This is a genomic window from Pantoea sp. At-9b, assembly GCF_000175935.2.
GTDB lineage: Bacteria > Pseudomonadota > Gammaproteobacteria > Enterobacterales > Enterobacteriaceae > Pantoea.
Window position 1 is genome coordinate 143771 of sequence record NC_014838.1, and the last position, 14045, is coordinate 157815.

Below are 14045 nucleotides of genomic sequence, written 5' to 3' on the forward strand. Positions count from 1 at the left end.
AACCGTAGTCTGCCGGGGGGGAGTTCGCCAGATAAGCGAAGCGATTTGTCCCGTGACTCTGGGTTGGGGTGGCACGATAAATCGCGCCGCTACGGGGCAGGGCCAACGTGATCGCGGCGACGAAATAAGTAACCATTCGCCGTAACATTAAATTTATCCGTTAGTCTCAGGTTAAATCCATTATTTAGAGCGGAAAGAAACATGCCCACTTCGCAACCTGAAATTCTGATTATTCAACCATTGATGCCCCAGCTGGATGCAAAATTAACGCAACATTTTCACTGTCATCGTTTATATGACTATGCCGATCCGGCGCTATTTCTCCAGCGACAGGGGAAATCGATTGAGGCGATTGTTACACGTGGTGATGTCGGGGTGGAAAATACCCTGCTGGAACAATTACCGGCCTGTAAAGCGATTGCAGTTTTTGGTGTTGGCACCGACCGGATTGATCTGACCACCACCACAGCGCGGCAGATTCAGGTCAGCATCACCAAAAATATTCTTACCGATGACGTGGCCGATCTGGCGCTGGGCCTGACGCTGGCATTCTCGCGGAAACTGCTGCAATACGATCAGTTTGCCCGTTCGGGACAGTGGGAAACGCAGGGACCAGTACTCTCCAGCAAGGTGAGTGGGAAAAAATTGGGGATTGCCGGTTTGGGGGCGATTGGCCTGGCGATTGCCCGCCGCGCAGAGGCCTTTGGTATGGAGGTGGCCTATACCGCGCGCAGTGCCAAAGCCACGCCTTATCGCCGCTGCGACAACATCGAACAATTGGCGACATTCAGTGATTTTCTGGTGCTGGCACTGCCCGGCAGTGCGGAGAATCAGCACATCGTTGATGGCCGCGTGCTCAAGGCGCTCGGCGCGGATGGCGTATTGATTAACGTGGCGCGCGGTAATGTCGTTAATGAAGCAGATCTGATTACGGCATTGCAACAGGGCGTGATTAAAGGTGCTGCGCTGGATGTGTATCCACAGGAACCGGTAATTAACCCCGCGCTGCGTAGCCTGGAAAACGTTATTTTGATGCCGCATATTGCCAGCGCAACCTTTGAGACGCGTGAACAGATGGCAAATAATGTGCTGGAGAATTTGTTGTCTTATTTCTCCACCGGCAAGATCATCAGTCCGGCATAATTTTTCACTCTGGCCTCAGAGGAAAAACTTATATCCTTTGCATAGTCGAGGCGGCGGGGCTTTTATTTCCGCCGCCAGCGGTTGATTATGCTAAGGTGAGTTTTTTCAGGGAGCCAGATATGACAGCACAAAAAATCGCAATTATTGGCGGCGGCGTCATCGGTATGGCAGTGGCGCGATCGCTGGCTTTACAGGGGGCGCAGGTCACCCTTTTTGAGCAGCAACACGTGGGAGCGGGCACCAGCAGTACCTCCTTTGCCTGGCTTAACTCCAACGGTAAGCAACCCGACAGCTATCACCAGCTCAATGCGTTGGCGATGGAAGAACACGTCAGGCTGCAACTGTCCCAACCTAACGGGCTGCGCTGGCTGGAAACCTGCGGGACCTGGGAATGGGCGTCGGACAGCGGCCAGCAGGAGCTAAAACAGCGTGCCGCGCGGTTACAGGCGCTGGGATATCCGGCGCGAGAAGTCACGATCGACGCGTTACAGCATGAGCTCCCGGAATTACGCCGTACCGCCGTCAGTGGCAGCTTGTGGCATTTCCCCTCAGAATCGATTCTCTATCCTTCTCTGTACCTCGCGCGGTTGTGGGCGGATGCGCGGGGTGCTGGCGCGCTGCTGCATCAGCACTGCCGCGTAACAGCGGTGCAGGAAAGCGCGACGCAAGTCAGCCTTCGGCTGGCTAATGGTGAGGCGTGGCAGGGCGATCGGCTGGTGGTGGCAAGCGGCCGCTGGTCGGCTGAGGTACTCAATTATCTCGGGCTGCAACTGGCGCTGACCGATGCCAGTCAGCCGAATAAAGTCGCCTGTAGTTTTCTGGCACGCACCGCGCCACAGCCGCTTTCACTGGCGACCAACCTGATTTCACCCCAGTTGAATGTGCGCCCGGACGGCGGCGGGCGTCTGCTGTTGCAGGCGTTAGATCTCGACGACCAGGCGGACCCAGCCGCACCGCCCGCTGTTGATGGCGCGATCGCCCAGCAGATGCAGGCGCGCTACCGCGAATTGTTTGACGACGCCGGAACGCTGCAAATTGAACGAATTGTCGTGGGGCAACGTGCGCGTCCGGCCGATGGCTTGCCCGCTCTGGGCTTCGTTACGCCGCATCAACGCGTGTATCTGGCGGTGATGCACAGCGGGATGACGCTGTCGCCGCTGATTGGCCGTCTGGTGGCCGAGGAGCTGACTCACGACGCCCCCAGCGACCTGTTGCAAGACTTTAGGCCGCACCGGTTGTTGGGCAAAAGCGCGGCGGATTTCCCTCCGCCAGTGCATTATTTCCCGGCGGCGCAGTAAAAATATTCCGAAATCACACTTTGTGGAATTTCTGTGTTGTTTGCGCGGGAATCTTTGCTATCGTTGGCAAAGGTAATATCACCCGTCATTACACGGAGAGAGTATGAAAGTCGGATTAGTGGGTTATGGCACCGGCGGGCAGCATTTTCACGCCCCTTTTATTACCGCAGCCGAGGGGCTGGAACTGGCCGGGATTGTGGCGCGTGCTCCTGCCACCAAGGCAAAGGCGCAAGCCGATTTTCCTGATGTACCGATTTATGCCAGCCTGACCGAACTGCTGGCGGCGGGGGTGGATATGGTCACTATCACCACCCCACCACAAACGCGGCGAGAGCTGGTGCTGGAGGCGATTGCGGCCGGTGTTGCGGTGGTGGCGGACAAGCCTTTTGCTCCGGACGCCAAAACCGGACGCGAGCTGGCTGCGGCGGCGCAGGCGAAAGGCGTGGTGTTGGGCGTTTACCATAACCGCCGTTTTGATTCCGATATGCAGACCCTGCATCAGCTGATTGAACAGCAGCGGCTGGGCAAACTTTGGCGACTGCATAATCGCATGGATCTTGACGAGCCTCAGACATTAGAAGGGGGCGCAACCGGCGGCCTGCTGCGTGATATGGGGAGCCACCTGGTGGACCAGGCGATGTGGCTGATGGGACCGGTCACCTCGGTGCTGGCGCATCTGGATATTGTTGAACGTCCGGAAGGGCCAACGGATGCCAGTTTTGTGCTGACGTTGACCCACCAAAGCGGCGCACACTCGTATATCTCCTCCAGTAAGATCAACCATCTTTCCTGCCGTGAACTGCGGCTGTATGGCGAGGCCGGTAGCTACGTGGCACAAGGTTCAGACGTGCAGGCGCGCGATATTTTTGCCGGGAAACGCCCGGTCAACGATCCCGCAGGCTGGGGTTTTGAACCGCCGGAACACTGGGGCACACTGCATACCGCCGCGGGCTATGAACGTATCCCGGCGGCGCAGGGGGCATACCATGATTATTACCAGACCTTTGCGGCAGCGGTGCGCCACGGTAGCGAACCGCCGGTAACCACCGAGCAGGCCATCCGTGTGCTGGAAGTGCTGGACGCGGCGTTTATCAGTGCACGCGAAGGGCGCATTGTTCAGATCTGACACCCTCCGTAGCGGCGCGATTTATCGCGCATGTTTTTCGCGATGCCAGGGCAACGGCGCGCGATAAATCGCGCCGCTACGGGTTATTCCACCTGCCAGCAGCGCACCGCGCGTTCTTCTGCCACTACCCGCAATGGCTGAGGGGTGCCACAAGCCTGCTGTGCCAGCGGGCAGCGATCGCGAAAATAGCAGCCGTCGGGTAACACACGGTTACCCGGCAAATCCGTTTTGCGTAACGCGATATGTTCCGCCAGCGGTTGATGGATGTCAGGCACTGAGGCCAGCAACAGCTGCGTATAGGGATGCTGTGGGCGCGTCAGGACCTGGTCTGCTTTGCCCAGTTCAACAATCTGCCCGAGATACATCACCGCCACGCGATCGCTCATATGACGCACCACTGAGACGTTATGCGAAATCAGTACGTAAGTCAGATTGCGCTGCTGCTGGAGCGTGACCAACAGATTGAGGATCTGCGCCTGTACCGAGATATCCAGCGCGGAGGTCGGTTCATCCAACACGATAATCTGCGGATTGGAGGAGAGGGCGCGGGCAATGGCGATTCGCTGGCGCTGCCCCCCGGAGAAGGCGTGCGGCAGGCGATCAAGGTATTCCGGGCGAATCCCCACCCGTTGCGCTAGCTCTGCTGCCAGCTGGCGGCGCGCCGCCGCTTTCATGCGCTGCTGAATCCACACTGGTTCGGTGATGATACGCCACACCGGTAAGCGCGGATCGAGTGATGACAGCGGGTCCTGAAACACCATTTGCATGGTGCCCGATGCGGGGGCGGCGCGCTGGCACTGGCCCTGCTGCGGTTGCAACATCCCCATCAATAGCTGGGCGAGGGTACTTTTGCCGCAACCCGATTCGCCGACAATACCCAGCGTTTCACCGCGTTTTAGCTGCAAATCGAGGCCATTCAGGGCATGGGCCTGTTCGGTGATACGCCCCAGCCAGTTGCGGCGCAGCGGGAAATTCACGTGCACATCGCGCAGTTCCAGCAGCATCTCAGACATAAGCGTTCTCCTGTTGCGGATACCAGCAGGCAGCGAACTGGCTGCCGCAGGGTTGCAGCGTGGGGGTTTCGCTACAACGCGGTCCGGCGGCGAAACAGCGTTCGCGAAACGCGCATCCGCTGGGGAGATGTGCCAGATTCGGCACAGTGCCTGGGATTGCGGGCAGCGTTGAGCGGGGTGCGCGTTGTTCCGGCGCACACTGCAACAATCCCTGGGTATAGGGGTGCACCGGATGGCGAATCAAATCCTGCGTGGCACCCTGTTCAATCACGCTGCCGGCGTACATCACATATAACCGGTCACACAACTGCGACACCACCGCCATATCGTGACTGATAAACAGCACCGAGGTGCCACTGGTGCGTGCCTTCTGTTTCAGCAGACGCAGCACCTGAAGTTGTACCGTGACATCCAGCGCGGTCGTGGGTTCATCGGCGATAATCAGCGTGGGATCACAGGAAAAGGCCAGCGCGATCATCACGCGCTGGCGCATGCCGCCCGACAGTTCGAACGGATAGCGCTTCATCACCTGGGCGGCATCGGGGATTTGCATTTCCTCCAGCAGCCTGATGGCTTTTTGTTGTGCCGCTTTACGGGTTAACGCCTGGTGATGGCGGATCACCTCAACAATTTGCCGCCCGATACGGCGCGTCGGATTCAGCGCCGTCATCGGCTCCTGAAAGATCATCGCCACGCGCGAGCCACGCCACTGACGCAGCTGTTTTTCACTGGCACGCAACATGTCTTCACCGAGCAGCGTCACTTCCCCCTGCGTTACGCGATAACGTCCCTCCGGCAACAGGCGCATCGCCAGCATCGCCGTCACCGATTTGCCGGAGCCGGATTCACCCACCACACCCACAATCTCACCACGTCCGACATTCAGTGACACATGATTAAGCGCCTGCACCTCCCCTTGATAGATGGGGAAGTTCAGCTGCACGTCACGCATTGAGAGTACCTGAGTCACCATCAGTGCTGTCCTCCGGTTTTCGGATCGAGCAGGTCACGCAGACCATCACCAAACAGGTTAAACCCGACCGCAGTGATCAGAATGGCACCGCCAGGAAAGGTGCAGTACCACCACTGGTCGAGCACGTAATTACGGCCGACCGCTACCATCGCACCCCATTCGGCGGTGGGTTGTTGCGCCCCCAGGCCGATAAACCCCAGCGTTGCCGCCATCAGAATGGCGCTGCCGATATCCAGTGATGCCTGCACAATTAGCGGAGGCAGCGCATTGCGTAAGATATGCCAGCTGATGAGGTGCCAGCGTGATGCACCAAAGGTGCGGGCGGCCTGAACATAGGTGAACTGGCGTACAATCAAGGTCTGACCGCGCGCGAGGCGCACATAAAAGGGAATGCGCACAATCGCAATCGCCAGCATGGCGTTGACCAGACTTGGGCCGAGCGCCGCCGCCAGCGCCATCGTCAGCACCAGCGAAGGAATCGACAGCATAATATCCATCAGCCGCATAATCAGCGCATCACCGCGTCCGCCGATCACCCCGGAAAAGCAGCCGAGCAGGGAGCCGATGCCGCCCGCAATCACCACCACCATCAAGCCTGCCACCATAGATTGCTGACTCCCCACCAGCACGCGGCTGAACAGATCGCGGCCCACTTCATCGGTGCCAAACCAATGTAACGCCGAGGGCGCTTGTAAGCGTGCGGTGAGGTCCAACGCGTTGGGATCATAGGGAGCCAGCCACGGCGACAGAACCAGCAGCAGCAACATCAGCAGCATAATCATGCCCCCGACTAAGGTCAGTGGGCTTTGTCTGAGGAGCCAGAAGGTGCGTTTCAGGCTGGCCTGCCAGCGGCGATGCGGGCGTACCCGGGGTTCGACTTGCGTCATCATCATGCGTCACCTCCGCGACCGATGCGCGGGTCGATCCACAGGTAGATCAGATCCACCGCCAGGTTGACCAGCACATAAACAAAGGACACCACCACGGCAAACCCCATCACCGCCGGGAAATCAAGCGCCTGGATTGAAGCCACCACCCACGCCCCCATCCCCGGCCAGGCAAACACCGTTTCGGTCAGTACCGCCCCGTATAACAAGTCGCCCAGCGCCAGCCCGAGCACGGTAACGGACGGGATCAGCGCGTTCGGCAACGCGTAGCGCAAAATAATCACCCGATTCGGCAAACCACTGGCGCGCGCGGTGCGAATATAGTCTTCGCTGAGTTGCTCCAGCATCGCACCGCGTATCTGACGCGCCACAATGCCGAGATGGACAAATGCCAGCGTCAGCGACGGCAAAATCAGGTGTTGCAGCGCGTTGAAAAACACCTCGCTGTCGCCTGCCAGTAGCGCATCAATGGTGTAAAAACCGGTGATGCGCGTCGGGGGATCGAGCCAGTCATCCAGCCGTCCACCCCCGGGCAGCAGTTGCAGATGACCGTAAAACAGCACGATCACTCCCAGCCCGAGCCAGAAGGCCGGAGTAGAGATGCCGGTGATGGCCAGCAAGCGCACCAGATGGTCGAGCCAGCGATTGCGATACACCGCCGACAGCACGCCCAGCGGGATACCGATGAGCAACGCCAGCAGCAGGGCACAACAGGCCAGCTCCAGCGTGGCAGGGAAGAAGGTGCGCATCTCTTCCAGCACCGGCCGCCCGGTACGAATTGAGGTACCAAGATCGCCATGCAGCAGCGCCATCACATAGCGTCCGAACTGCACCCATAACGGTTGGTCCAGCCCAAGCTGCTGGCGAATATGTTGCACAATCGCCTCGCTGGCACGATCCCCGGCCAGCATGCGCGCCGGATCGCCCGGTATCAGATGCGAGATAATAAAGGTGATCACACAGACACCAGCCACTACGAGGAATAGTCCCCAGCAGCGCTGGCGTAAAATTTGCCAGAGTGTCATCGGCGCTCCCTGACGGCGTCGTGACCGACGCCGCGCGTTAGTGACTTACTTACTCATGTTGGCGATGTTGAACACCTGTTCCAGCATCGGGTTAAACACAAAGCCTTTGACTTGTTTGTTCATCGCCAGTTGGTAGTTCTTCTGGAACAGATAAACGTAGGCGGCTTCGTCGATCACGATTTTTTCTGCCTGCTGATAATCTTTGGTACGCGCCTGTTGATCGGTGGTCGCCAGCGCGCTTTTCAGCAACTTGTCGACCTCGGCGTTTTCATAGAAGGAACGGTTGCCCGGCAGCCCTTTTTTATCTGACTCAAACCAGTAATTCATAAACATGTAGGGATCAGCGAAATCCGGACTCCAGTTGCCGATCGCGATGTCGTAATCGCCTTTGCCGACACGTTCACGCAGGGTGGCGTTGGCGAGTTTTTCCAGCTTCACATTGACGCCGATCTTGCTCAGGCTGGCTTGGGTCGACAGGGCAATGGGTTCCCAGTTGGGATCGTTATCCGAGTAGAGGAACGTCAGGCTGGCCGGTTTCTGCGGTACTTTATCCAGCGCGGCTTTGGCTTTGGCTTCGTCCATGCTGTATTGCATGGCGGAGGCATCATAGCCCCACATTCCTTCGGGGATCGGACCGCGCATTTGTTTGCCGTAGCCACTGAGAATGCCTTTCACCATGCCCTGATAATCGGTGGCCCAGGAGATGGCACGGCGCAGGTCGACTTGATTCATCGGTGCCTTGCTGTTGTTGAGGTACAGATAGGTGACGCGCAGCGACGGGTATTCCGCCACCGCGACTTTGCCTTCCTGTTTCAGCGCGGTGAGCTGATCCACGGGCAACGAGTCAGCAATATCGATGTCGCCACGTGACAGTTGCAGGCGGCGTGAGGCGCTTTCACCGATAATTTTCACCGACACGCGTTTAAACGCGGGCTTATCCCCGGCGTAATGTGGGTTGGGCACCAGCACCAATTGTTGCCCTTTCTGCCAGCTTTTCAGCATAAAGGGGCCGGAACCGGCGGTGTGCTCTGCCAGATAACCGCGCGCATCATCGGCGGCGTGTGCCTGCAACACGGCGGGATTGATGATCGATGCACCATCGTTTGCCAGAGTGTAAAGGAAGGGGGCAAAAGGCTGGCTGAGGGTGAATTTCACGGTATGTGGGTCAACCACATCGATCTTCAGATCTGCCGGATAGGCTTCGGCCGGGCCTTGTTTGATTTTCAACAGACGTTCAAACGAGGCTTTTACCGCATCGGCGGTCACGGCGCTGCCATCGTCAAATTTTTCATTCTCTTTCAGTTTGAAGGTCCAGGTTTTCTGGTCTTCCGAAGCCTGCCAACTGGTGGCTAAATCCCCTTCCACTTCGGTAGAACCTTTGCCCTCTACCGTTTTGTAGCGCACCAGGCGCTGATAAGCCGGGTAGGTGACGGTCCAGTCGTTATTATCAATGGTGACCGCCGGGTCAAGGGTTTGCGGGTCGGCGGCTTTGCCGATCACCAGCATATCTTTCGGTACGGCCGCCTGTACGCCAGGCACAGCGAGCGCCAGCGCGCTGGTCAAAAGGGCCGGACGTAACAGCGAACGTAACAGGTGTGTCGTCTTCATCGCAAAGCTCCAGTTAACAGGAAAGGAAGGTGTTGTCGTAACAGGAAAAACGATCGTCAAGCAGCGGATAACGCAGCGCATCTGGCAGTTCGAAGTGCCACCATTCGCTGCTCATACCCACAAAGCCGCCGCCAAACATAATCGCGTTGAGCAACAGGCGATTACGCTGTGCGGCGACGGGCACGGAAGGGTGATATTGATGGGAACGTTCATGCATCTCATCGAAGCCCGCGCCCATATCGAGGATGTGCCCCGTGTGGTCCATCAGGGTGACATCAATGGCGACGCCCCGACTGTGATTGGAACCCAGCGTAAGATCGGCGACATATTGCGGGTCGGGGCAGGCTTGCCATAACAGCGCCTGCGCCTGGCGCGGGCGATACGCGTCATAGACGCGCAGTTGAAAACCGGCCAGTGCCGCAATGGCGATACTTTTTGCCAGTGCGGGCACGGCATCGGGATGCAGCAGGCAACGCGCCTCGCGGTAAATTGGACGCCCGGTGAGGTTATCAGCCGTGGCATATTTCATATCGATGGTTAATTGCGGAAAACGCGCCGTGAGATCAACCAGTTCACAATTGTCAGACATAGCAACCCTTAACGTTCAAATTGACCAAATTCCTGCTGCAATTGACGGTTTGCCGCCAGCCGGGCGGCAAGGTGGTCACCCAGTTGTTCGACGACGCCTGACAACAGCAGGTTAAACAGGCAGGTGATCGGTGCCAGCGAATCCCAGAAATGGCCGGTATCGGTTTTCACCTGTAATAAATCCAGCGGGAAGTCGCGTGCCCACGGACACCAGATATCGGTAATCAGCGCAAGCTGCACCTGCTGTTCGCAAGCCACGCGACAGTACTGGCGGGCGATGGCGGAATAGGCTCGGGTATCGGTAAGTACCACATACGGACGCTCAAAGCCGGAATTGAGGGACTCGACCCAACTCCCCGATAGCCCCTCGGCGTAGCTGACGCGCGGTCGCAGATACTCCAGATGGCTAAAAAAAGCATTCGCGATGCCGCGGGTAGACTGAATACCCAGCACAAACACCGCATCGGCGTGAGTCAGTTGTTGCACCACACGCTGAAACACCTCGCTTTGCGCCAGTTGGTAGACGTGCTGGATAGCGTCCAGCTCCAGTTCCAGTGACTGTTGCGAGCGGCGCGGCAGTCGGTGCTGCTGCTGCCAGGCATCAAGACGTTCATTCATGCCCCAGGCCTGATAAGGGCTGGAGGGAACATCCCGCAGGCTTTGCTTAACGTCGTCCAGATTGCGATAACCGAGCTTGCGCAGATAGCGTCCCACCGTAATCCCGGTGGTGCCGGTGGCTTGGGCGATACTGTCTGCCGTTTCAAACGGGATCTGAGCGCTGTGCGTCAGCAACCAACTGGCGACACGCTTGGCACTTGGCGTTTGCAGACTGAAACTGGCTTCAATGCGCGCGATCAATTCGGGTTTAGCAGTCATCACGGCCTCAATGTTATCGAGTTGTCATTGGGTGACATCCTGTTAGTGGGATAACAATGCAGAACGCGTGCCAACGCGGCAGGGCGCGTCACACCTGCGAAATCGACGGTGGGTGAATTAACAACAGATCAACATTTGTGCAGCGTAGTTCACTTTTGGTGCAACACGGCAGGGGATTAAGACGATTCTGTGCTGTGGCTCGGATATTTTTGATTTCACTGAAGTGAAAGCGCGAGTTGGTTATTTTTTGTCCCGAATTAAATTCTAAACTGACCAAAATCAATAAAACTTACTACTGGTGGCTCAAGATGGAGATCGAAACACAGGAGATATAGGAGGCTATGATGCGCACTTCAGTTATGACATTACCGGAAATGGCGCGCTATCTGGGCGTCCCCTCAGCAACCCTTGCTCGTGCAATCTGCAATCGGGGTACGCTGGAAAAACTGCCGCTGCCGGAAGCGGTGGATGAGGATGCTCCCCTGTCACGTCGCTGCTGGTACCCGCACGACGTTAGTCAGTTCCGTCATGCGTTACAGCGGGCAAGGCATGTTGGCTAGCGCTCATTCTATCCCTCTCCCGTGGATGACGGGAGAGGATGTCATTACTCAACCCTGATCACCACTTTCCCCACATGCCCGGCGGCTTGCAGATAGCGATAAGCTGCTACCGCGTCACGAAAATCAAACACCCGATCAATCACCGGCTGGATTTTGTGCGTCTCAATGGCCCGTACCGCGGCACGCAGGTCAGCAGTTGAACCGGTATTGTTGCCAATGATATGCAGCACTTTCTGCATGATGGGGAGCACCGGTAGCGCCAGCTCTGCGCCACCGATAAAGCCAATGACAAAAATCGTGGCGTTGAAAGCGGCGGCATTGATGGATTTGGCGAAGGTGGCACCACCCACGGCTTCCAGTACCAAATCCGCGCCCAGTCCGTCGGTCAGCTCACGCACCCTTTGGTCCCAGTCCGGGGTGTGGCGGTAGTTAATCCCTTCATCAGCACCCAGTGCTTTGGCGCGTTCCAGTTTGGCATCGGATGAGGAAAGTATGATGACTCGCGCCCCAGCCGCTTTGGCATATTGCAGCGCAAACAGGCTGACGCCGCCGGTACCCAGTAATAGCACGGTGCTGCCCGGGCGAACATTGCCTTTCACGATGGCATTCCACGCAGTGGTCGCGGCGATGGGTAAGGTGGCGGCTTGCTCCCAGCTCAGGAAGTCCGGCACCCGCACCAATGAATCGGCGTTGACAACCGCATATGACGATAACCCGCCATTGCTGCTGACGCCGCGATGTGAAGCGAGGTGCCAGGGCTGGATTGCACCAGCATGCCAGCTAAACATCATCCCCGGCGCCACGCGTTCTCCGGGTTGCCAGCCGCTCACGCCTTCACCCAGCGCGACAATCTCTCCTGCACTATCCGCCCCGGGGATCAGGGGATGTTCAATGTTGCCGAACTGGCCGGTTGCCAGGGCTAAATCAAGGTAGTTCAGGCTGACGGCGTGCTGGCGAATCAGCACCTCACCGTAGCCGGGTGCAGGGCACGGCAAGTCAGTGAAGCGGAGGGCGTCGAGGGAAGGGGCTGTCAGTTGTATGGCTTGCATATAGCGTTCTCCGTTATTGGCATCTGCTGCCATCCTGACGCAGAATGAGGCGCTATAATCATCGCAATTCACAAATGATCATTGCGTGGGGTGCAATAATGCAGGATGACGATTTTCGTCAACGTGAAGCATTTCTGGCGGTAGTGCGCGCGGGCAGCTTTAGTGCGGGTGCACGTGCGTTGGGGCGGGATGTCTCGGTGATTTCTCGTCGTGTTGCCGCGCTGGAAAAACGTCTGGGCATCCGGCTGATTGAACGTACCACGCGGCGTATCCGGCCAACAGAAGAGGGACAACGCTATCGGCACAAGATTGAACTGGCCGACGAACTCTTGCGTGAGGCTGAGGAAGAAGCCCGTTTGCTGGCGGCGCGCCCGGCAGGCACGATACGACTGACGGTGCCAGCGGCTTTTGGTCGTCGTTGGGTTGCGCAGGCGTTACCGGAATTTCTGCGGCACTATCCGGATATTCGTATCGTATTGCAGTGTAGCGATCGCTACGCCGATTTAATTGCCGATAACTTTGATATGGCGATGCGGATTGGTGCGCTGGCCGATAATCGCTTAACCGCGCGTAAACTGGCACCGACACGCCGGTTGTTGTGTGTTACACCGCAATATCTGCACGATCACCCTGCGTTGCAGGTGCCAGATGATTTACGTCAGCACGATTGTCTGGGGTTCACCCCGATGTCGACCTGGCCGGAGTGGCGGCTGGAACAGCAAGGCCACACCGTCTCCATACCGGTAAAAACGCGATTTGAGAGCGATGATACCGATACGCTGATTGCTGCCGGGTTGAGTGGGCATGGGGTACTGATGGTCGCCGACTGGCTGGTACATCGCGAACTGGCTGAAGGCGTACTGGTGCCGGTGCTGACGGACTGGCAGCCAGTGGGTGAAGACGGTGTCTGGTTGCTGAAACCCTCCAGCCAGTTGCAGTCGGCTAAGGTGGCGGCGTTGACTGACTGGCTGACGCGCTGGTTTGCCGTTAAGCGCTGGTAATTAACTGCTGTAATGCCGCCGCGCTCACCTCATCATCCGGCACATACACTAACAAGCGATCCCCGTTGCGCGATGCTGACCACCAGTTGTTTTGGCGCAACGTCATTTCTCCGACGCTGTCTCGCCGGAAACGCTTCACGCGGTTTTCCACCTTGCCCAGTTCATAGCGCTGCCAGGTGCGGCCAAAATCATCGGAACTGGCCAGCAACCGGGCCAGAAAACTTTCCCAGTGCGGATCGCCAAGATGTTCTCCCATCTGTCCACGAAACATCGCCACCATCTGCGGCATCACCTCTTCCCAGTCGGCCATGGCTGCACGCCAGCCGGGATGATTGAACGCCAGCCAGATGCAGTTGCGATCCTCCAGTGGGATCGCCGTCATATCGACGCCCATCAGCGCACACCAGGCGGCATTGTAGCCAAGAATATCGAAACGCGGGGTTTCAATGATGGCGGGTAACTGGATCGCGTCCAGCATCCGTTGGTTATGTTCGGCAATTTTGCAACAAGCTGCTGCTACACGCACCGATGGCAGGTTATGTCCGGCAAGGGAAAACAGGTGCTGGGTTTCGACATCATTGCACTGCAAGGCCGTGGCGATAGCGGTCAGGGTTTTCGGCGACGCTTTGATATCGCGCCCCTGTTCCAGCCAGGTGTACCAGGTCACGCCCACATCGGCTAGCTGAGCCACTTCTTCACGCCGCAGACCCGGAGTACGGCGATGGCGCATGCGTGGCAGGCCAAGGCGATTGGGGTCAAGGTTTTCGCGCCGCGTGCGCAGAAATGTCCCGAGCAATTTACGGTTGTGATTGGCGGCGTTGGTGGCGGGCTGTGCGGTAAGCATCAAGGGCACTCCTGAGGAGACAGGTAGAATTTATACCATGATAAACAAGCACTG

14 protein-coding genes are annotated in these 14045 nt (G+C 57.8%); 5 read left to right on the top strand and 9 right to left on the bottom strand.

From position 1 onward, the window contains the following. The first annotated feature begins 201 nt into the window (after nt 1-201). The 3 genes from PAT9B_RS20875 to PAT9B_RS20885 all read left to right on the top strand — a co-directional run bounded on the left by PAT9B_RS20875 (nt 202) and on the right by PAT9B_RS20885 (nt 3567). On the top strand, nt 202-1143 hold the full coding sequence (locus tag PAT9B_RS20875) for a 2-hydroxyacid dehydrogenase (protein WP_013511258.1): 942 nt from the start codon (nt 202-204) through the stop codon (nt 1141-1143). A 119-nt stretch (nt 1144-1262) separates the two neighbouring features. Beyond that, complete coding sequence (locus tag PAT9B_RS20880) at nt 1263-2441, top strand: FAD-binding oxidoreductase (RefSeq protein WP_013511259.1); 1179 nt, start codon at nt 1263-1265, stop codon at nt 2439-2441. 103 nt (nt 2442-2544) lie between these two features. Beyond that, nucleotides 2545-3567 carry a Gfo/Idh/MocA family protein gene (locus PAT9B_RS20885; protein ID WP_013511260.1) on the top strand — a complete coding sequence of 341 codons (1023 nt, stop codon included), beginning with the start codon at nt 2545-2547 and terminating at the stop codon, nt 3565-3567. Between the two features lie 83 nt (nt 3568-3650). Here the strand turns inward: PAT9B_RS20885 and PAT9B_RS20890 are convergent, their stop codons facing one another. Genes PAT9B_RS20890 through PAT9B_RS20920 form a run of 7 tightly spaced genes read right to left on the bottom strand, consistent with a single transcriptional unit; the run spans nt 3651 to nt 10537 of the window. Continuing rightward, nucleotides 3651-4580 carry an ABC transporter ATP-binding protein gene (locus tag PAT9B_RS20890; RefSeq protein ID WP_013511261.1) on the bottom strand — a complete coding sequence of 310 codons (930 nt, stop codon included), beginning with the start codon at nt 4578-4580 and terminating at the stop codon, nt 3651-3653. Beyond that, nucleotides 4573-5553, bottom strand: coding sequence for an ABC transporter ATP-binding protein (locus tag PAT9B_RS20895; protein ID WP_013511262.1), 981 nt, complete (start codon nt 5551-5553; stop codon nt 4573-4575). The genes PAT9B_RS20890 and PAT9B_RS20895 overlap by 8 nt, the downstream gene beginning before the upstream one ends. Further along, nucleotides 5553-6446, bottom strand: a complete 894-nt coding sequence (gene ddpC / locus PAT9B_RS20900) for a D,D-dipeptide ABC transporter permease (protein ID WP_013511263.1) — start codon at nt 6444-6446, stop codon at nt 5553-5555. Before ddpC ends, PAT9B_RS20895 begins: the two co-directional genes overlap by 1 nt. After that, entirely contained in the window at nt 6443-7465 is a 1023-nt protein-coding gene (locus tag PAT9B_RS20905; protein WP_013511264.1) for an ABC transporter permease, read from the bottom strand. Before PAT9B_RS20905 ends, ddpC begins: the two co-directional genes overlap by 4 nt. Before the next feature lie 45 nt (nt 7466-7510). Beyond that, the gene (locus PAT9B_RS20910) at nt 7511-9073 is read right to left on the bottom strand and encodes an ABC transporter substrate-binding protein (protein ID WP_013511265.1); all 1563 of its coding nucleotides are present in this window, start codon (nt 9071-9073) and stop codon (nt 7511-7513) included. A gap of 13 nt (nt 9074-9086) precedes the next feature. After that, entirely contained in the window at nt 9087-9662 is a 576-nt protein-coding gene (gene ddpX / locus PAT9B_RS20915; protein ID WP_013511266.1) for a D-alanyl-D-alanine dipeptidase, read from the bottom strand. Between the two features lie 8 nt (nt 9663-9670). Further along, nucleotides 9671-10537 (bottom strand): MurR/RpiR family transcriptional regulator, encoded by an 867-nt coding sequence (locus PAT9B_RS20920; RefSeq protein ID WP_013511267.1) that lies wholly within the window; start codon nt 10535-10537, stop codon nt 9671-9673. A 341-nt stretch (nt 10538-10878) separates the two neighbouring features. Here PAT9B_RS20920 and PAT9B_RS20925 point away from each other — a divergent pair, with 341 nt between their 5' ends. Continuing rightward, complete coding sequence (locus PAT9B_RS20925; RefSeq protein ID WP_369700787.1) at nt 10879-11097, top strand: hypothetical protein; 219 nt, start codon at nt 10879-10881, stop codon at nt 11095-11097. Between the two features lie 44 nt (nt 11098-11141). Here PAT9B_RS20925 and PAT9B_RS20930 read toward each other — a convergent pair whose 3' ends face one another. Then, nucleotides 11142-12146 (bottom strand): NAD(P)-dependent alcohol dehydrogenase, encoded by a 1005-nt coding sequence (locus PAT9B_RS20930; protein ID WP_013511269.1) that lies wholly within the window; start codon nt 12144-12146, stop codon nt 11142-11144. A gap of 98 nt (nt 12147-12244) precedes the next feature. Between PAT9B_RS20930 and PAT9B_RS20935 the strand changes: the two genes are divergently transcribed. Continuing rightward, nucleotides 12245-13147 (top strand): LysR family transcriptional regulator, encoded by a 903-nt coding sequence (locus tag PAT9B_RS20935; RefSeq protein WP_013511270.1) that lies wholly within the window; start codon nt 12245-12247, stop codon nt 13145-13147. Here the strand turns inward: PAT9B_RS20935 and PAT9B_RS20940 are convergent. Continuing rightward, nucleotides 13134-13991 carry a helix-turn-helix transcriptional regulator gene (locus tag PAT9B_RS20940; RefSeq protein WP_013511271.1) on the bottom strand — a complete coding sequence of 286 codons (858 nt, stop codon included), beginning with the start codon at nt 13989-13991 and terminating at the stop codon, nt 13134-13136. The genes PAT9B_RS20935 and PAT9B_RS20940 overlap by 14 nt on opposite strands. Nucleotides 13992-14045 lie beyond the last annotated feature (54 nt).